This window comes from Nostoc sp. (assembly GCF_036917155.1).
Classification (GTDB): Bacteria; Cyanobacteriota; Cyanobacteriia; order Cyanobacteriales; family Nostocaceae; genus Nostoc.
On sequence record NZ_JBALDZ010000207.1, the window covers coordinates 1 to 18,167 of the forward strand.

At 43.0% G+C, this 18,167-nt stretch carries 17 protein-coding genes and 4 pseudogenes; 13 read left to right on the plus strand and 8 right to left on the minus strand.

Translation table 11 applies throughout. The annotated features are described in order from the left end of the window. Positions 1–94: 94 nt before the first annotated feature. Positions 95–178: pseudogene (locus V7K67_RS26560) on the plus strand (sigma factor); the annotation flags it as partial. A 63-nt stretch (positions 179–241) separates the two neighbouring features. On the opposite strand, the gene V7K67_RS26565 reads toward V7K67_RS26560, so the two are convergent. Beyond that, positions 242–373 carry a hypothetical protein gene (locus V7K67_RS26565; RefSeq protein WP_335169067.1) on the minus strand — a complete coding sequence of 44 codons (132 nt, stop codon included), beginning with the start codon at positions 371–373 and terminating at the stop codon, positions 242–244. A 429-nt stretch (positions 374–802) separates the two neighbouring features. On the opposite strand from V7K67_RS26565, the gene V7K67_RS26570 reads away from it, so the two are divergent. Next, the gene (locus V7K67_RS26570; protein ID WP_335169070.1) at positions 803–1,165 is read left to right on the plus strand and encodes a DNA-3-methyladenine glycosylase family protein; all 363 of its coding nucleotides are present in this window, start codon (positions 803–805) and stop codon (positions 1,163–1,165) included. 267 nt (positions 1,166–1,432) lie between these two features. Further along, positions 1,433–2,599 (plus strand): annotated as a pseudogene (locus V7K67_RS26575) (ISAs1 family transposase); the annotation flags it as partial. A 104-nt stretch (positions 2,600–2,703) separates the two neighbouring features. Here the strand turns inward: V7K67_RS26575 and V7K67_RS34585 are convergent. After that, positions 2,704–3,111: pseudogene (locus V7K67_RS34585) on the minus strand (IS66 family transposase); the annotation flags it as partial. 575 nt (positions 3,112–3,686) lie between these two features. Here V7K67_RS34585 and V7K67_RS26585 point away from each other — a divergent pair. Further along, positions 3,687–4,559: pseudogene (locus tag V7K67_RS26585) on the plus strand (transposase domain-containing protein). Positions 4,560–5,234: 675 nt separating this feature from the next. Then, complete coding sequence (locus V7K67_RS26590) at positions 5,235–6,482, plus strand: SufS family cysteine desulfurase (protein WP_335169073.1); 1,248 nt, start codon at positions 5,235–5,237, stop codon at positions 6,480–6,482. Between the two features lie 178 nt (positions 6,483–6,660). Here V7K67_RS26590 and V7K67_RS26595 read toward each other — a convergent pair whose 3' ends face one another. Continuing rightward, entirely contained in the window at positions 6,661–7,557 is an 897-nt protein-coding gene (locus V7K67_RS26595) for an SDR family oxidoreductase (protein WP_335169075.1), read from the minus strand. Positions 7,558–7,997: 440 nt separating this feature from the next. On the opposite strand from V7K67_RS26595, the gene V7K67_RS26600 reads away from it, so the two are divergent. After that, positions 7,998–10,340, plus strand: a complete 2,343-nt coding sequence (locus V7K67_RS26600; protein ID WP_335169077.1) for a glycoside hydrolase family 31 protein — start codon at positions 7,998–8,000, stop codon at positions 10,338–10,340. Positions 10,341–10,678: 338 nt separating this feature from the next. Here V7K67_RS26600 and V7K67_RS26605 read toward each other — a convergent pair whose 3' ends face one another. The 3 genes from V7K67_RS26605 to V7K67_RS26615 all read right to left on the minus strand — a co-directional run bounded on the left by V7K67_RS26605 (position 10,679) and on the right by V7K67_RS26615 (position 12,740). Beyond that, positions 10,679–11,077, minus strand: coding sequence for an MFS transporter (locus V7K67_RS26605; protein WP_335169079.1), 399 nt, complete (start codon positions 11,075–11,077; stop codon positions 10,679–10,681). 4 nt (positions 11,078–11,081) lie between these two features. Next, positions 11,082–12,398 carry a Gfo/Idh/MocA family protein gene (locus tag V7K67_RS26610; protein ID WP_335169081.1) on the minus strand — a complete coding sequence of 439 codons (1,317 nt, stop codon included), beginning with the start codon at positions 12,396–12,398 and terminating at the stop codon, positions 11,082–11,084. Positions 12,399–12,581: 183 nt separating this feature from the next. After that, on the minus strand, positions 12,582–12,740 hold the full coding sequence (locus V7K67_RS26615; protein WP_335169083.1) for a hypothetical protein: 159 nt from the start codon (positions 12,738–12,740) through the stop codon (positions 12,582–12,584). Positions 12,741–12,945: 205 nt separating this feature from the next. On the opposite strand from V7K67_RS26615, the gene V7K67_RS26620 reads away from it, so the two are divergent. Continuing rightward, on the plus strand, positions 12,946–13,104 hold the full coding sequence (locus V7K67_RS26620) for a hypothetical protein (RefSeq protein WP_335169085.1): 159 nt from the start codon (positions 12,946–12,948) through the stop codon (positions 13,102–13,104). Between the two features lie 254 nt (positions 13,105–13,358). Here V7K67_RS26620 and V7K67_RS26625 read toward each other — a convergent pair whose 3' ends face one another. Further along, positions 13,359–13,907, minus strand: coding sequence for a TetR/AcrR family transcriptional regulator (locus V7K67_RS26625; RefSeq protein WP_335169087.1), 549 nt, complete (start codon positions 13,905–13,907; stop codon positions 13,359–13,361). 267 nt (positions 13,908–14,174) lie between these two features. Here V7K67_RS26625 and V7K67_RS26630 point away from each other — a divergent pair, with 267 nt between their 5' ends. Then, positions 14,175–14,792, plus strand: coding sequence for a glutathione S-transferase family protein (locus V7K67_RS26630; RefSeq protein ID WP_335169089.1), 618 nt, complete (start codon positions 14,175–14,177; stop codon positions 14,790–14,792). A 119-nt stretch (positions 14,793–14,911) separates the two neighbouring features. Continuing rightward, positions 14,912–15,505 carry a pyridoxamine 5'-phosphate oxidase family protein gene (locus V7K67_RS26635; protein WP_335169091.1) on the plus strand — a complete coding sequence of 198 codons (594 nt, stop codon included), beginning with the start codon at positions 14,912–14,914 and terminating at the stop codon, positions 15,503–15,505. Positions 15,506–15,617: 112 nt separating this feature from the next. Here V7K67_RS26635 and V7K67_RS26640 read toward each other — a convergent pair whose 3' ends face one another. Continuing rightward, positions 15,618–16,205 (minus strand): hypothetical protein, encoded by a 588-nt coding sequence (locus V7K67_RS26640; protein ID WP_335169093.1) that lies wholly within the window; start codon positions 16,203–16,205, stop codon positions 15,618–15,620. Between the two features lie 149 nt (positions 16,206–16,354). On the opposite strand from V7K67_RS26640, the gene V7K67_RS26645 reads away from it, so the two are divergent. The 4 genes from V7K67_RS26645 (at position 16,355) to V7K67_RS26660 (ending at position 17,903) form a co-directional block, all read left to right on the plus strand. Further along, positions 16,355–16,654 (plus strand): hypothetical protein, encoded by a 300-nt coding sequence (locus tag V7K67_RS26645; RefSeq protein WP_335169095.1) that lies wholly within the window; start codon positions 16,355–16,357, stop codon positions 16,652–16,654. A gap of 2 nt (positions 16,655–16,656) precedes the next feature. Next, positions 16,657–17,103 carry an HNH endonuclease gene (locus V7K67_RS26650; protein WP_335169097.1) on the plus strand — a complete coding sequence of 149 codons (447 nt, stop codon included), beginning with the start codon at positions 16,657–16,659 and terminating at the stop codon, positions 17,101–17,103. A 261-nt stretch (positions 17,104–17,364) separates the two neighbouring features. Further along, positions 17,365–17,541 (plus strand): hypothetical protein, encoded by a 177-nt coding sequence (locus V7K67_RS26655; protein ID WP_335169099.1) that lies wholly within the window; start codon positions 17,365–17,367, stop codon positions 17,539–17,541. 2 nt (positions 17,542–17,543) lie between these two features. Further along, complete coding sequence (locus V7K67_RS26660) at positions 17,544–17,903, plus strand: hypothetical protein (RefSeq protein ID WP_335169101.1); 360 nt, start codon at positions 17,544–17,546, stop codon at positions 17,901–17,903. Positions 17,904–18,167 lie beyond the last annotated feature (264 nt).

The window sequence follows — 18,167 nt, forward strand, 5'->3', positions numbered from 1 at the left end:
ACCTTTAAGAATATCGGGAGCCAGATACACGGAAACGGGTACGTCTGGATCTAAATGAGAGGTGCGGAGCATAATAGCTCCCATCGACTCAACCAAAGGTATAGAAAAGTTTGATCCCAACCGAGGTTATAAGCTCTCGACCTATGCATACTGGTGGATTAGTCAAGCTATAACCAAGCAAGAAAGTTGATTTCAGTCCCCACCTTTAACTTCGTATTCAACTCAAAAGCTTGTGACGTATTCAAGCGTTAGTATAGGTGTTGAAGTTAGCAGTATCTGGTATCTGTAGGTTGCGATCGCGGATACTGCCTTTGCTTGTAAGCTTTAGTTTGGCAATGTTTGGAATGCCAGCAATGTATTTTTTGTAACTCATAGAAATTAGGGAAACTCGGCTAGATCGGGAACACAGGAAACACAACAGACAATAGGTCTTGATTGAAAGCAGTTGCTTGTACTATTATTGACAGCGTTGCTAAGTAATAACAAAAGTAGTTTTTTGCGACAAAACCTTATTCTGTCAGAATTGCTGATTTTGGATTACCTTGACAAGTGAAAATCATGATTTTCATCCTGAACTTAAGTCGTTAACATTTATTAGCTTGATATTAGATGTTTAATAACTCAGAAAATTTAGCTTTAGCTGATGACTGGCAGTTGTGAGAACAGCCAATCTTCAAGCATCTTTGCTCAACTTTCTCATGTTAACAGGGCAAAGGCACAGGAATTGTAAAACAAGGAGCTTGACGAAAAATAGGCGAAAAAAACGCCAAAACCCAAGTATTAAAGTATTCTTATACTTGAGATGCGAGCTGGTGTTTCAGGTTCCAAAGTTTTGTATTTAAAAGATTTAGCTCAAAAAGTTATGGAAGGATTACCTACCCTGGAGGAATTGCAGACAATGGATGATGAATCTATCATCGAGACTTTAACACCAATCAAAGGTATTGGACGCTGGACAGTGCAGATGTTATTGATGTTTCGTTTACATCGCCAAGATGTGCTACCTGTAGATGACTTAGGTATCCGTGCAGGGATTCGCCGGGTTTACGGTTTAGCAGAACTGCCTAAGAAAAAAACTGTAGAAGATTTAGGACAGATGTGGAAACCTTATCGCTCGATTGCCAGTTGGTATCTATGGCGAAGTCTGGAGGTAGAAACAAGTTGAAGTAGCTAGGTTTGAAATTGTGCTGCACTCAAGTTATTTACCTTGTTGTCAAGATAAAGAATGAAAAAATTACCCAACAGAAGCTACTAAGATAAGTCTTTACAGTCCTGTTCTTGCAGGGTAAGCTCATCTAATTTGGTATAATTTAAGCTTGACAAATCAATTAAGATAAGCATAAACAAAGATGTAAAAAACGCACTTGACTCAAGGGCAAGATCAATGAGATCAATTTAATGCTGTTGTGGAAAATTGCCAGGAGTCAAGTTGATGTCACAAGGCTTTGAAAGTAAATCGGCTGATGCACTTCAAAATTCGCGTGGTCAGCGAAAATCCAAAGAAATAGCAGACATCGGCAGTATTCAACAGAGTCTAGTGGAGCATTTTGGGGATATCAAAGACCCGAGAGTAGAGCGAACAAAAAAACATCAACTCACCGACATTTTAGTAATTGCGATTTTAGCCATCATCGCTGGAGCGCAAGGGTGGGAAGATATTGAGAATTATGGCATCAGCAAGCAAACGTGGTTAGAAGAATTTTTAGTATTACCAAACGGTATTCCATCTGATGACACCTTTCGCAGGGTATTTGAGTTCATTGACCCAGAAGCATTAAATCGATGTTTTTTGCAATGGGTGGAAACCCTTGTGGGTTCGATGGGAGGAGAGATTATCCCCATAGATGGAAAGACAATTAGGGGTTCCTATGACCGCAATCAAGGTCAATCAGCACTCCACGTCATTAGTGCCTGGGCAAGTGAACAACGTTTGGTATTGGCACAGGTGAAGGTAGAAGATAAATCCAATGAAATTACGGCGATTCCGGCATTGTTGGAATTACTCGATATTACAGGCGCTATCATCACCATTGATGCAATGGGGACACAAACTGAAATTGCCAAACAGATTGTCGCTAAGAAAGCTGATTATGTTTTGGCACTCAAGGCCAATCATCCCACTCTCCACTCTCAAGTCGAACAATGGTTTGAAACTGAGAAAGCCAACAATTTCCAAGGCGTTGATGTCAGTTATGACAAACGGATTGAGAAAGCTCATCATCGCAGGGAAATCCGTGAAGTTTGGAGTGTACCCGTAAGTGCGATTCCACAGCTTTACCAACCCAAAGCCTGGGCAGGATTGCAAAGCCTAGTGATAGTTGTGCGCGTCCGTCATCTTTGGAACAAAACTACCCGCGAAGTTCAATTTTATCTCACCTCTTTAAACAGTGATGCTCAACTTATCGGTCGGGCTATCCGAAAACACTGGGGCATTGAAAACGAGGCTCATTGGACTCTCGACTGTACTTTTGCGGAAGATGCTTGTCGCATTCGTTCTTTTCACAGTCCCCAGAATTTTGCGCTTTTAAGACGCTTTGCTCTCAATGCCCTTAACCTTGAACAAACCTACAAACGTAGTCTTCGTCAAAAAATGAAACAATGGTAATATTAGCGCTCGAATTCGTAACCTTACTAGTCCACAAATCGTCAAAATTACTTGCTCATATTTGCGGGTATTTAACCTAAATCTGTAAGGATTCAGGTCTAATATTTAGGAAGCAGTGATGGGCGAGACAGATAGCTATTAGAATTAGCCAGCAGTGCTTGTGCAAAAAAATCAATCACAGATCTGCCTTGACGACGACAAGTTTGCACTACTGTCAATAAATGGGCAGTGTGTTTAAATCTGTCCATCGAACGGGAGCCGCCACTAACTTTACGTTTTGTCACAGCCAAACGAAGTGAGCGTTCGGCCTGATTATTATCAGGAGGAACTTCAGGGTAATCAAGGAAATACCACCATTGATTTGCTTTATCGCGCAAAGAACGTAAAAGGTGGCCTGCTGTAGCTCCTGCAAGATTAATCCATTGCTCAACAGAGGATTGCAACTTGGATTTGAATTGATTGACCCAATCGTTATAACTCTCACTCTCAAGAAGTTTATCCTGCTGCTTGTTCTCTGTTTTTTTGAGGATATCTCCCGATGGTGGTTTCGATGATGTTTTGCGCTCTTTATCTCTACTGACCTTGAGTTTCTCTACTTTTTCTTCTAGTTCTAAAATTCTGGAGTTCAGTTTCTCTATGGCGATCACCTGCTCAACAATTATGTCCACCAGTTGTTCCCGAGCTAACTGGAGAAGGGTTTCACGCTCTAATTTCAGAAGCAGGTCTTTTCCCATAATTGTGATATTCCGCCTCAGATGTCACATTTGTCAATACCTCTTGACCTGAATCCTTACACAAGTTTCTCCCAGTGAAGCTGGTTGGAATGGGATGCTAACTAACAATCACTCGCAACCCAACCAAAGGCGAATCCCAGAGCTTCAAGGTTGGGAACTTTGATATCAGTAAATATTCTTGATATGTCAATCCCTACAGTACTTTTAGCAGATAATTGATATATTTTTTGACATTGTTCGATATCTATTCTTAATAATTTGGCATAACAAGTACTGAAGACAATACGGTTCGGTTAAGCTAAAAACCAGATAAACTGAGGGTTATCACCCAAGTGTACTGAGATTGAATGCAACTTAAAGAATTTTCACTGATCTCGCCTGTCGTGGAATCAGGTACGGTACTCAAAGCGTTAGAAACAGCTATTCCAGCAGAGGCAATCTCGAGTGCGATAAGCCTACGGCATGGCTTCGCTTACCGCACAGACACAGAGTAATGAAGAACGGAGGCGGGCTTTACCGTCGCATCTGGTGATCTGTCTGGTGATTGCGATGAGCTTGTGGTCAAAAGCATCAATGAGGACGGTTCTGAAAAATCTTGTGGATGGCTTAAGTGAAGCGTGGGTGAGAATGGGGAAATATTGGCGAATACCCTGTAAATCATCAATAACAGAAGCACGGCAGCGAGTCGGAGCAGGGGTGATGAGCCAGTACCTAAAAATGTAAAATTCCCAGTCGAGAAAGTCCTGGAAGATGGTTCTTATCTGTCTTGGATTGCTCCTGATGGGAAATCGAAGAAAAAAGGCTGTACAAAAATCATGGTGCGAGTTATTGAGTACACCATTGATACTGATGACCAACCGCCAATTTACCGTCTAATTACCAGCTTGACGGATATTTCCTTGTTTCCCGCTTTATTGTTGGCAACTGAATATCATCAACGTTGGGAAGTGGAAAGTACCATTGATGAACTCAAAGTCCATCTTTTAGGGCGCAAAACTCTAATTCGTTCTCTCAATCCTCGTGAAGTTGTTCAGGAAGTTTATGGCTGGCTGCTTGGACATTGGGCTGTGCGTTCACTTATGTGTCAGGTTGCCCAAACCACTCATATTTCCCCCTTAAGATTAAGTTTTACTGGCACACTGAACATTGTCCGTCGTGCTGTTCCTAAATTTCAGCGACTTAAAACCGAAGAATTTCCTTTTTTTTCACCTGGCTTGTAAGAGAAATTCTGGATGAGCAGATACCAGAACCTGTTCGCGTAGCGTCTCGCAGAGAAGGTCGAAGCAATCCTCGCGTAGTCAAAAAAACTAGAGCCAAATTCCCTTCCAAGAAACCGATACATAGAGGGCAAGGAGCTAAATTAGGAACACTCACTTTTTCTATTCTCAATACCGCTTAGAGCTTAACCGAACCGTATTGGTACTGAAGAACCTTTATTTTTTGTAATAAGTCATGATTTTAGGTACTAAAACCTCTTAATTCATAATTAAAATCACTCAATTTCGATAAATTAATATATAAATTCATATCATTCATTTTTTGAACAGTTGTAATTGCTAAAAAATACTTTTTTTCTAGCAATTTACAACTTGAATTACCCACAAGAGGATATAGTTCATTTGTACGCGTTGAAAGGGCTGGCTCTTTACCCCAATCACTGCAAACATTGATGTCAATAGTCTTGACACTATAGACATCTTGCAAAAGTTACTTTTGCAAGATGTTGGGGTGTATGTTAAAGGGGAAGAGGAAATTCCATTCCTTTCCCCTTTACCCCCGCCCCTTATCCCTAGAGGGGACCCCACCTACCCCTTTACCCACAATGCCAAGAAGTCTTATAACTTGTGGAATATTATTCCAGAAAAACATTCTGATGAGGAGACGAAGCTAAAAAAATGACCATTAATAAGGAAATAACTCTTGCACAGCAAGTTCGTAGGGACTTTCCAATTTTACAAGAGAAAGTTAATGGCAAACCCCTGGTTTACCTTGACAATGCAGAAACTTCACAAAAACCCTTAGTTGTAGTCAATGCACTGCGAAATTACTACCTGGAGTACAATTCCAATGTTCATCGCGGTGTCCATACTCTTAGTGACAGAGCAACTGAAGCTTACGAAGGAGTAAGGGACAAAATTGCAAAGCTGATCAATGCTACCTCACAGCAAGAAATTGTTTACACTCGCAATGCTACAGAGGCGATTAATTTAGTCGCTCATAGCTGGGCAATGAATAATTTGCGCGATGGAGATGAGATTATCCTTTCAGTAATGGAACATGACAGTAATATTATTCCCTGGCAACTGACTGCCCAGCAAACTGGGGCTGTGCTGAAATTTGTGGAATTGACACCAGAAGAAGAATTTGATTTAGAACATTTCAAATCTTTAATAAGTGAGCGGACTAAATTAGTTTCTGTAGTACACCTATCTAATACTTTAGGGTGTATTAACCCAGTCCAAGAGATCATTGCCATTGCTCATGAAGCCGGAGCCAAAATTCTCATTGATGCTTGCCAAAGCTTGCCACACATCCCTATCGACGTGCAAAAGCTTGACTGTGACTGGTTGGCTGCTTCTGCTCATAAAATGTGTGGACCTACTGGCATCGGCTTTCTTTATGGCAAGTTGGACTTACTCCGAAAAATGCCTCCATTTCTTGGAGGTGGAAAGATGAATATTAGTGTTAGAAGAAATGATGCTACTTATGCAGATGTCCCAGATAAATTTGAAGCTGGCACACCAGCAGTTGCTGATACAATCGCCTTTGGTGCTGCCATTGATTATCTCACAGAGCTAGGGATGGATAACATCTATGCTGAAGAACTTCAAATAAGCCAATATTTATTCGAGCAACTACAACAGATTCCGAAAATTCGCACTTACGGACCGAAACCGGAAGTTGCTAGGAATGGTAGACTCGGTATCTCTATCTTTACCATTGAAGATGTTGATCCTCACAACTTATGTGCGATTTTGGATCGTTCCGGAATTGTTATCAACTCAGGTTTTCACGCTACAGAGGTTTTACACCAATACTTAGGAATTACGTTTACAGCACGGGTAAGCTTATACTTTTATAATACGCGCTCTGAAATTGATACCTTTATTACTGCTCTCAAACAAGCTGTCCCTAAACCCTAAATGCTATTCGTCATTATTTAAATATGGACTCTTGATTGAATGGCACGCTTGTAAAGCCCAAAAGCTTGTCTCGCCTTTGGGCAAGGGCTGTATTTAACTTAGTGCCATTCGTCTCTATAGTCTCGGATATCCTCCACTAGATGAGCAACCAATTGGCAGATCATAGTACAAACGGAGATTATGCGATCCCGACACCACCCGTTATGCCATAAACCTCTCCTGTGATATAGCTTGCCTCTTGTGAAGCAAGTAGCACGTATATAGGAGCGATCTCTACAGGCTGTCCGGGTCGTCCTAGCGGAACCGTAGAGCCAAATTTCTCAATCTTTTCCTGAGTCTGACCGCCACTGGGTTGTAGCGGCGTCCAGAACGGACCGGGCGCTACAGCGTTAACGCGCACACCCTTCTCAATCATTTGTTTGGAGAGTGCTTTGGTGAAAGCAACAATGCCTGCTTTGGTGAGCGCATAGTCAATGATGCTCTGTGAAGGTTCATAAGCCTGAATAGAAGCTGTATTAATGATAGCAGCGCCCGGTTTTAGATGCGCCACTGCCGACTGCGTAATCCAAAATAGCGCGTAGAGGTTGGTCTTGAGTACTTTATCGAACTCCTCAGAGCTGATATCGCCAAGGGAGGGATGAGTACTCTGTGAGCCGGCGTTGTTGACAAGAATATCTAAACCGCCTAGCGCTTCTACCGCATCAACCACAAGTTTTCGGGAAAAACTCTCATCCGTAATGTCACCAGTCAGAGCGATGCCCTTGCGTCCCGCTTGTTCGATCAGTTCTATCACCTCTCGTGCGTCCCGCTCTTCACTGGGGAGATAGGAGATTGCCACATCCGCCCCTTCACGCGCAAAGGCGATCGCTACGGCACGCCCGATACCGGAATCTCCTCCGGTGATCAATGCCTTTCGGTTTACAAGCTTTCCACATCCTGTATAGCTCTGTTCGCCATGATCCGGCTGAGGGTTCATCTCTTGGGCGAGTCCCGGTGCAGGCTGCGGCTGACGGGGGAAGGGCGGCCCTGGATATTGCCGACGTGGATCTTGCATCTTCAAGCGATCGTTTATCATCTGTTACTACCCGATTGTGATGTATTCAATTGTAAAATCGCTTTTTCATCGCATCTACCCACTTAGTACAACATTATTGTTGTAATAAGTAACAGCTTTAAGACTCTGGCGCATCTTTTCGACTCTACCTTTCGGCAGACCCCCAACAAAGTGAACTCATGCATAGCAAGACATTTCGGAGATTATTGGCAGCAGGTACACAATACTTCCCTTGCTTATAGTTGTCAGTAGCAGCAAGAAACCAGATACAGGTATAAAGCCCCTGTCATGCCGAAATTTCTTCTATGAGATAAAAATCACAAGATCAAGACATAGATGCAAATGTTCGCGTCAAGGCTGCTGTGGCACTCATCAGACGCTATACCTAAAGATACACGCTTTTTAACAGTAGTTTATGTGAATCTCAATTGGGGAAAGTAGTGATCTTGGAATCAAGGATTATGCCGCAATACTTTGGACAACTGCACACAACCGAAGCGCCTTGGTCAATCCTGGGAGCAGTAGAAGCAATACAACAGAATCAGCGCCACATCCTCTTCCAGTGTGGCGATCCTAGTCTAACAATTAGTGTGCTAGCACCAAACTTAATTCGGGTGCGGATGACCCCAACTGGTGAATTTCTATCCCGGCGATCGTGGGCAGTGGCACTTGCGAATGAAGAATGGCCGACTGTGCCGTTTGAAGTGCAGGAAAAAGCAGAGGCTATAGAAATCAAAACTGAGCAATTATCTATTGTCGTGTCGCGCTCACCGTGTCGTATCCAGTGCTTCGACTCAGCAGGACAGCCCTTTGCCCAGGATACAGACTTGGGGATGGGGTGGCGAACTGGTACTGTTGCTGGGTGGAAACGGATTGAATCTGACGAACATTTCTATGGCTTTGGTGAACCGACTGGTTTACTAGATCAGCGATCTAAAGTGAGAACTAACTGGACATCTGATGTGATCGATTATGGGATCATGACAGACAGTATGTATCAGGCGATTCCCTTTTTTATCGGGTTGCGTCCGGGATTGGGGTACGGGCTTTTTTTCAACACTACTTTTTGGAGCCGATTTGATCTGGGCACACAGCAGCCAGGAGTCTGGCAGATGGAAACTCAGGGGAGTGAACTGGATTACTACATTATTTATGGGCCTGAACCTGCAAAAATTATGCAGACTTATACCCAACTAACAGGTAGAATGCCCTTGCCACCTCGATGGTCATTAGGTTATCACCAATGTCGCTGGAGTTACGAGTCACAAGATATAGTAAGCAAACTAGCTAATGAATTTCGTCAGCGTCGCATTCCCTGTGATGTTATCTATTTAGACATTGACTATATGAATGGCTACCGGGTTTTTACCTGGAGTCCCAAGCGATTTTCTGATCCTCAAGAATTAATCCAAAACCTCAAGGAAGATGGGTTTAAACTAGTGACGATTGTTGATCCGGGGGTCAAATACGAGCCAGAAGCAGATTACAAAGTTTTTGACGAGGGATTAAGCAACAAATATTTTATCCGAAAAACTAATGGTCAGTTATTTCATGGCTATGTTTGGCCGGATAAAGCTGTCTTTCCTGATTTCCTGCGTCCTGAAGTTAGAGATTGGTGGGGAAATTGTCAAAACAGTCTAACTGATATTGGTGTTGCCGGCATCTGGAACGACATGAATGAACCCGCACTTGATGACCGTCCATTCGGCGACCCTGGTAACAAAATTTCCTTTCCTCTTGATGCACCGCACGGACCAACTGACGAGAGAACCACCCACAAGGAAATCCATAATCTTTATGGGCTAATGATGGCACGGGCATCTTATCAAGCATCTCAAATATCTCGTCCGACTGAACGCTCTTTTATCTTGACACGCGCTGGATATGCTGGCATTCAACGTTGGTCGGCGGTATGGACGGGAGACAATCAATCTCTGTGGGAACACTTAGAAATGTCTCTGCCAATGCTTTGTAACCTGGGTCTATCGGGTGTTGCCTTTGTCGGTAGTGATATTGGGGGGTTTGCGGGAAACGCTACGCCGGAACTATTTGCTCGGTGGATGCAACTAGGAATGCTTTACCCCCTGATGCGGGGACACTCAGCATTAACTACTGCACAACATGAGCCTTGGGTATTTGGCGATCGCGTCGAAAAAATCTGCCGCCAGTACATTGAACTCCGTTATCAACTACTACCTTACATTTACACTCTTTTTTGGTTGGCTGCAACTACTGGCGCACCAATTCTTCGCCCACTTCTCTATCATTTCCCCAACGATCCCAAAACCTTTTCTCTGGCCGATCAAGTAATGCTAGGCCCCTCCTTACTAGCGGCACCAATTTTCCGTCCCGGCGTTGAACACCGTGTCGTGTACTTACCTGAAGGTTGTTGGTACGACTGGTGGAGTGGGGAGACAATTAAGGGGCCAACTCACATTCTGGCATCCGCACCACTGGAGATAATGCCGTTATATGTTCGTGCTGGCTCGATTATTCCGATCGCACCAGTAATGCAATATGTCGATGAACATCCCATAGACCAAATAAGACTACGGATTTGGAAGGGCGTTGGTGAATTTACCCTTTATGAAGATGATGGTCATACTTTTGAGTACAAAACAGGAGCCTTTTGCACCACAACTTACCATGTTTATTCCGAACAACAAAAAACCATTGTTAAGATAGCAGCCAGAGAAGGTGAGTTTTCATCCATCAGACGTGAAATGATTGTGGAATTAGTCGGCATCGGGGAACAGAGCTTTGTAGATGATGGTACAGCACATCGGTTGGAGTTTTCTACTTAGCTATAAAAGATCCATAAAGCTATGGAATTCAAGTTATGACGGCATCATCATCTAACCCTGCTTTTGTCCCAGATAAATTAATAGTATAAATAGCAAGAGTGCTTAAAGAGTCTGATCCTGTTGGCAAATGTAATACATACTTGTAAATACAAGTATTACTTAAGATACAACCTTCAATCTATCGTTGCGGCTTTTAGTTGTAATACTTTTGTTTATAGGTTTGTAAAACTTTGGCTAACGGGATCAGAGTCTTATAAAAATATTCCTGACTAACGGAAGCGAACTTTGGGGGTTTAAGTCCCCTGCTTCTATCAAGCAGCGCGTTTTGTAACGGGGATTTAGTGCCAAGCCGGGCCATTCATTGCCGCTCCCAAGTTGAGGAAAAACGTCAGCCCCAATAGTGACCACGGTGTAATTCTACCTGCAAAAATTAATCCACTCAACATGAGTGCAGCAATCAGCATCCAGACTTGCCAAAACAGGAGTAACCGACGGCGATCAAAAATATCTGCCGTTGCTCCGGCTGGTAATCCTAACAGCAGCACCGGCAAAGTTGCGGCTGTTTGCATAAGTGCCACCAATAGGGGAGAGGTGGTGAGAGAAGTCATTAGCCAAGTTGCCGCCGTGTCCTCCATCCAACCACCAATGTTGGAGACAATTGAGGCAATCCAGCGATCGCGAAACAAAGATTTACGGAGCGGACTCCAAGCAGAGGTTGTCATGACTGCGGTATGCACATATTTACTTCAGCATTCGAGGAACGGGGCCACGAGTGGTATCTAACCCTGATACACGAGGGAGAGTGATGGTTTTGCCTGTTTGTGCGGCTTCGTAAATCACCGCTGTCAGTTTTTGGTCTTGCAAACCTTCTTCACCAGGGGTATGAGGTTGCTTATTCCCAATCACACAATCTGCAAAATGATCAATTTCTAAAGCAAACTGATTCTTCTCACTTATCCGCACTTCGCTAACATTTTCTGCCATGCTATTGGTTGGTGATTTGCGTGAAACCATCATCCGCAAACCGTTGTAGGAGAACGCCGGATCGAGTTGTCCCCAAGCATCAGAGCCGAAGACGCGAAACCGCCGCCCTTCGTGAAAGCCGTAGCTAGTGGAGCAAATTCCTAGTATGCCACTGGGAAACCGCAGCTGGAAGGTGACACTTTCTTCAACTTCTGTGAAGCGCGGATCGCCAGGAGTGCTGAAGATTTGGGCGCTAATTGCGATCGGTTCCTCTCCCGTCAAATAACGAGTTGCATTCAAGCAGTAAATTCCCACATCCGGTAAACAGCCACCTCCAGCTAGAGCGCGTTTCAATCGCCACTGGTTTAAGTCACCTCCCTGGTTTTGTCCGTTATCTGCCTGAATAACCTTTACAGTTCCTAATTCTTTGCTGCGGATCATTTGAATCATGGCGCGATGGTGCGGTTCATATTGGCAGCGATAAGCAATCATCAACTTGCGATCGGCTTGTTTGCACGCATCGATCATCTGTTGACAATCTTCTACTGTGGTTGCCATTGGCTTCTCACACAAAATGTGCTTCCCAGCTTTTGCACCACGCACCGTATATTCCCGGTGCATACTGTTAGGCAATACAATATAGATCACGTCAACGTCTGAATTGTTGCGGAGATTGTCGTAATTCTGATAGTTGTAAACGTTCTGCGGTTTGATGCCATACTGTTGGGCAACAAGATTTGCTTTGGCAGCATCGCCACTAACTAATGCAGTTGGCTTTGCCAATTTACATTCTGCAAACGCAGGCATGATTTCTTCTAATGCCAATCTACCCAGTCCGACGATCGCAAATCCTAAGCGTCGCTCTGGAGGTAATGCAGTTGGAGGCCCACCCGTATCCACCTCAGTCTTTTCCGAGATGGGCGGAAACTGAATCTGAGGCGGTAAGGAACCTCCTCGTGGCGTAGGTTGCCCAGTCGGTTGTTGGGCGGCAACCTCTTCGCCCATACTACCAAGTGCGGCGGCTGAAATGGCTCCTAATCCAGCAGTTGTTAGAATCTGACGACGAGAAAATTCTCCTTTAAACAATTCAGGCATTGTGGTTTCTTAATGATGAAATTTTGGACTTATGGGGAGAAAGAGTTTTCAGATTTTTGTATAGATGGGAGGAATCATAACTAATCAGCCGGACATGATATACTCACTCCTGCGAAATTGCGTAGGCGTAGCCCGTCGTAGACATCGCTGCGTAAATAAAACGATTAAAGATAGTATTAATATCTACCCTAGCCAAGCTGGATTCATGGCTGTACTATCATTTTGGGTTGTAGTTTTATATCGTTCATACTCCCCTTTAGCTGCTGCCTCACGGGTACGCGCTAACAGGGCTGTAACTTGTGCTTGATCCATTGGTTTAAAGCTGCGTCTACTGATTTCCATAATTGTCTCCTACAAGTAACAACAGGAATGAGCCGTATACTATCACAGTAATCTGGCATGGAGACTCTAACTAAGGTGTGTTTTGAAACATACACCGTCAGACGCATTTACAATGAAGTTGTACAGTGACTTTTTATTTGTCGCTGTGCCAAATTAATGTCATCCAGGGTATGAAGCCTGAACTCTCTAGCTGTAACGACCTGCAATGCTAATCGCTCAGACCTGCAATCAAGACATTTCTCAGCCAGGATTAAGGGTCTTGTCCACTTTTGGTGATCCTGTTTGGCGATACTCTCAATTGAGCGATGGTGCAAGCACCCGCTCTCTTGCGATCGCAAAAGATGAATTTTCTTTTAGTCAATAGCGATAGAACGAACGTCTCAGTAGTTGAGAATGGTGTCAACAAATCAATAAAAGCTAGAATGGAGATGAAAAGTCTAAACTTCTTGTGTACTCTAGCTTTTAGGTAATAAAACGAAAAATAGTTGAGAATCACACACTCAGAGTCGAATATGGGTCAAAAGGCTATAGAAGTACTCTGTCACCTATTACCCGATACAAAAAATCTTCAACTTAAGAATTGGCTGATTAACGAAGCACAAGCTAGTAATCACTCTCCTACAAATCTTGGCACAGTTGTTGTGGCAATTGTTTCATCACACGGACAAAAGGAGCCACATCATCCAAACCCTGCGCCACAATCAGAGCGCCTTGAATGGCAATAGCAGCATCTTCCCCACGCTCATGAGCCAGCGTCTCATCTAATCCGGCTGCCCTCAAAACAGTTGCTATCTCATCAATCCAGGTTCGTAATAGTGTTTGCACCAAGGTATGAAAGATATCTCGTGCTGACCCCATCAACAAGATGGCACACATACAGGGTAGTTGTCCGCCTTCATATAGCTCGTTAATCTGCTCACACATCTTAGTCAACCGAGTCAGCGCATCCCCTCCACCGCGAAGTATCTGTAAAATGTGTTCCTCCAACCAACATTCCATAAAATCCAACACCGCCGTCACCATTTCATCCTTCCCACCGGGGAAGTGATGGTAGAGACTGGCTTTCCCCAAACCTGTCGCTTGTGAAATTTTCGATAAAGTCGCCCCATCGTAACCATACTGTCGAAACAGTTGTAGCAAGCAGGGAATATAAGTATCTTTTGCCATTTACAGAAATTTAAATCTCATCTCTTGACATTATACCGAACGATTGGTACAGTCATTTTGTACCAAGCGTTCGGTACAAAATGACTGTACCAATTCCTTAATTTGCAGGGATGTCTATGCAGCATCTCGAATCCAATACGGTTCAGTTGACAACGGGAGAAATCAACTTGCCGTGACTATCTCTGATTGCTGTCGTTCTTATTCCCGTTAGACCGCTAATTTTTAACCTAACAGTGCTTCTTTTTACAGAATATTGAGGATTAACCAATGATTAAGCTTTATGGTCACGAACTCTCTGGTAACAGCTATAAGGTCAAGCTCTTGCTATCACTATTGGGCATTGAACATGAATGGATTAAGGTCGATTTGCTTCAGGGGGAACACAAAGCCTCTGAATTTCAGTCGCTTAATCCCTTCGGTCAAGTTCCCGTATTAGTGGATGGCGACACAATTATAAAAGACGCACAGGCAATTTTGGTTTATTTGGCTCGTTTTTATGGTGGTGAACAATGGTTGCCACTGGATGCTGTCTCACTTAGTCAGGTTGTACGTTGGCTATCTACAACTGCGGGTGAAGTGCGTCAGTGGCCAGAATCGGCTCGTTTGTACTATCTGTTTAATGCCACCAGTATTGATATTGACAGAGCTAACCAAAAAGCAGAGTTTATTCTTACACAACTTAACCAACATTTGCGCGATCGCCAATGGTTAGAGTTCGAGCGGATAACTATTGCAGATATAGCAGTATTCCCCTATGTTGCCTTAGCACCAGATGGCAAAATTGCTCTTGACTCTTATCCTCATATTCTGGCATGGATTGAGCGAGTTAAGACCCTTCCCGGTTTTATAGGAATGCAAGGAATTGCAGCACCTGCCTTGGTATAGGCAAATAACACCCAGTGATATGGAGAAGGTAGAGAGTCAGAGGAATTTTTTCCCTTCTCTGCTCCCTTGTCTTTTCTCTATCTTCCCCTGTTTTTAGATATGTAAAAATAAAGAGTTATATGGCACGTAAATTTACGCAAATTGCTTTCACGCCTGCTGTCAAAGTTGCTCAAGAACAACGTGGCTCACGGCAGACCTATGCTCGATTTGAACAAAATGGGCCTTCTAACGATACCATCACACCAGAAATTGAGGAATTTATCGCCCAAATGGATGGTTTTTATTTGGGAACCGTCGGTTCTAATGGTTATCCCTACATTCAATTTCGTGGTGGACAACCTGGGTTTTTGAAAGCTTTAGATGAAAAGACTTTAGGATTTGCTGACTTCAAAGGCAATGTTCAATATGTTACCGTTGGTAATCTTGACGAAAATGATAAAGCTTTTTTGTTTTTGATGGATTATCGCCATCGCCGACGGTTGAAAATTTGGGGGCGGGCTATGTATGTAGAAGATGATAGCGAACTAATTGAAAGCCTGAAACTTCCTAACTATGAAGCAGAAGTGGAACGAGTGATTCTGTTTCACATTGAAGCTTGGAATTGGAACTGTCCACAGCACATTCCTATTCGCTATTCTGAACAAGAAGTGGCGGCATTGCAAGCGAGAATAACTGAACTAGAGGAACTTCTTGCTAAGAAGCAGCAAATCTAATTTTTCTGAGTGACCCAAGCCAATCAAAGGTTTCAGGCGAAAATTTATGTAAGTAAAATGTGGAAAAGTTGGTTCTAGCGCAGCTAACGCCACTTAGAGAGGGATAAACTCTCTAGGCGTAACTGCCATGATCTTCAATCCCAGACAAACAACCATTAAATTTCTTAGGAACATCAGCTAATTTTTGCAATAATATGAATACACTATCATCTCCAGTTAATCTAGCGATGATTTGAGCGATCGCCTTACAACAACTCCAAGGATGACGCACCACCTGAACTTCTGCAAATCTCACCACACCCCAATTGCGCTCTAAGAAAAAACGGTTACGGATTTTATCGTCATCAACATCAATACAGTGGTGAGGTTTACCTGTATCTCCAGTATAAGGTTCATCAATCTCAATATCCAGAGCTAACCCAGAGAACCGATGGTAAAGGATAAAATCAGCTGAATAGCGTCGAGACGAACCAGGAATTTCAAATTCCACCGCTTGACAGATAAGATTCTCTAGAAACGCACACAGTAAATGGCGAAAAAATTGCTTTTCACTGACACCTTGCTTGGCCGTACCATTTACATTTGGTAATTGAACGCATCCTTGCAACGAAGCTTTCAGATGCTCCCGTGCTTGATAAGCGTTAGTAAACCGTCTTGCTAGTGGTGGATAAAGGATAACCGGATAGTAGCTAGTAGACATTAGTAGTTATCGGGCTGCTCGCGTCTAACGCTTTTTATTCGCAAGTATCAACCTTAATTGTAATCAAAAAAACTTATTTAAGGCACTGACCAAGTGCATAATAATATCATTCCCCCACCGACAAAAACCAATGAACCTTCCTCAGTAAATTGCCGAATATTCCAGCATCTAACCCCAGTCAACCTAATGACCAAAATCCTCGATTAATGGAGATACCCATGAAAGAATTAATGAAACAGCCTTCATCTTGGCTACCAAATGGAATAAAACTTAATCTTTCCGATCAGTTTCGTCCTTTTTCTTTTACTGAAGAATTACAAATACGTTTAGAGGAACTATTAGAAAAAAATAAAGAAAATTTACTCAATTCAGATGAACAAGCAGAATTAGCTGGGTTATTAGAATTAGAAAAAATCTTCAGTTTTATCAACGCTAAACTTGCTTCTTAATTGTGGTCATCAACAATTTTGTTCGCTTAAACGTCCGTAAAAGGGCAAAATACTTGTGTGAATATTGTCACTCTCCAGAACGCTCAAATGCAACACCCTTTACCATTGATCACATTATTCCTCAATCTTTAAGAGGATCAGACGATCTCAATAATTTGGCTTTAGCTTGTCATCGTTGTAATCAAAGGCGGTATAATTTTACAACTGGGATTGATCCAGAAACACAAACAGAAGTTCCATTATTTAATCCGAGAAATCAAAATTGGTCAGAGCATTTTATCTGGACAAAAAATGGGTTAAATATCATTGGAACAACTCCTATAGGTCGTGCAACTTGCAGTCGTTTTGATTTTAATGATCAAGACCATGATGATGGGTTTATTCTAAATTCTCGTCAACTTTGGTTAACAGCAGGTTGGCATCCACCTATTGATGATCTACGTCAATAATAATAAAAGAATATCCATCTTAATGAACACTAATAAATTAAACTTTTTCGGGTATTTGTGTGAGGGTTTGGAATCCTAGCCATTGACAGATAAACTTGCTGCGGTTGCTCTCCAGACGCGCTATCGCGCCACGGTTTCTAGCATTACAGCGCTTCCCGCTATTATGCAATACAGTTTTTATCCTTGCCCCCTCCTAGCATAGCTTTCAGTTTTGAGGATGTACCTCATAGCTGCCGGAAGTGCTGTAAGCAAGCAACATTTATGCAAACACTGACAACTTCACTTGACTCAACTACTGCTGCTCATCAAAATCTTCAACCTAAACAAGAAATTGCTTCCAATTTATCTTTCAATACTAATTTAGATTCAGGCACTATAGCTATCTTAGAACAAATTGAAGCTGAATATGAATACTACCAAACTTGTGAGGAGTGGTAGTCATGAATTTAGCACTCGCTCAACAATCCTTAGCAGGACTTTCCCAAACTGCTGCTCATCTCTGGGAACAGCTAACCAATTGCCAGACTCCTGAAGAAGAAGCTGCTATCATCACCGCTATTTGGGAAACTCAGGGAGTTCAGGAAGAAGTTGTTGATATCCAAGCAGAATTAGCATTGCAACTGGATGCTGAAATAGCGGCTATTAAACAACGACTAGAACATCTAAAAGCTGTACATCAATCAGCACTATTAAGACTAGAACGCTGGCGACAAAAATTAGCAGGACTTACGCAACTGGCACAGGGCGATCGCACCTCAGTAGTGCTAATGTACTACATTAAAGGAGATATCTTTCATTAGCTCCTATTCTCTTATTAAGAATAACAGGACTTACGCAACTGGCATAAAGCGCGGGCAGGTAGAAGGGCAAACACATCTGAACATGACTTGCACAGTGGTAGTGTGGGGGATTTGCGCTTCAAGGCATTCTGACAGACAGGCGATCGCTAACCAGGCATTTTAAATTAGACAGGACTTACGCAACTGGCACAAAGAGCGGGTAGGGCTGTGCCTTACCCCGCAACAATTCAAATCAAACCAAGCACATAAGAATACTTGGGCGTT

Coding starts and splice junctions, on each gene's coding strand:
- V7K67_RS26565 (WP_335169067.1), bottom strand. CDS start 373: ATGAGTTACAAAAAATACATTGCTGGCATTCCAAACATTGCCAAACTA.
- V7K67_RS26570 (WP_335169070.1), top strand. CDS start 803: ATGCGAGCTGGTGTTTCAGGTTCCAAAGTTTTGTATTTAAAAGATTTA.
- V7K67_RS26590 (WP_335169073.1), top strand. CDS start 5,235: ATGACCATTAATAAGGAAATAACTCTTGCACAGCAAGTTCGTAGGGAC.
- V7K67_RS26595 (WP_335169075.1), bottom strand. CDS start 7,557: ATGATAAACGATCGCTTGAAGATGCAAGATCCACGTCGGCAATATCCA.
- V7K67_RS26600 (WP_335169077.1), top strand. CDS start 7,998: ATGCCGCAATACTTTGGACAACTGCACACAACCGAAGCGCCTTGGTCA.
- V7K67_RS26610 (WP_335169081.1), bottom strand. CDS start 12,398: ATGCCTGAATTGTTTAAAGGAGAATTTTCTCGTCGTCAGATTCTAACA.
- V7K67_RS26615 (WP_335169083.1), bottom strand. CDS start 12,740: ATGGAAATCAGTAGACGCAGCTTTAAACCAATGGATCAAGCACAAGTT.
- V7K67_RS26620 (WP_335169085.1), top strand. CDS start 12,946: ATGCTAATCGCTCAGACCTGCAATCAAGACATTTCTCAGCCAGGATTA.
- V7K67_RS26625 (WP_335169087.1), bottom strand. CDS start 13,907: ATGGCAAAAGATACTTATATTCCCTGCTTGCTACAACTGTTTCGACAG.
- V7K67_RS26630 (WP_335169089.1), top strand. CDS start 14,175: ATGATTAAGCTTTATGGTCACGAACTCTCTGGTAACAGCTATAAGGTC.
- V7K67_RS26635 (WP_335169091.1), top strand. CDS start 14,912: ATGGCACGTAAATTTACGCAAATTGCTTTCACGCCTGCTGTCAAAGTT.
- V7K67_RS26640 (WP_335169093.1), bottom strand. CDS start 16,205: ATGTCTACTAGCTACTATCCGGTTATCCTTTATCCACCACTAGCAAGA.
- V7K67_RS26655 (WP_335169099.1), top strand. CDS start 17,365: ATGCAAACACTGACAACTTCACTTGACTCAACTACTGCTGCTCATCAA.
- V7K67_RS26660 (WP_335169101.1), top strand. CDS start 17,544: ATGAATTTAGCACTCGCTCAACAATCCTTAGCAGGACTTTCCCAAACT.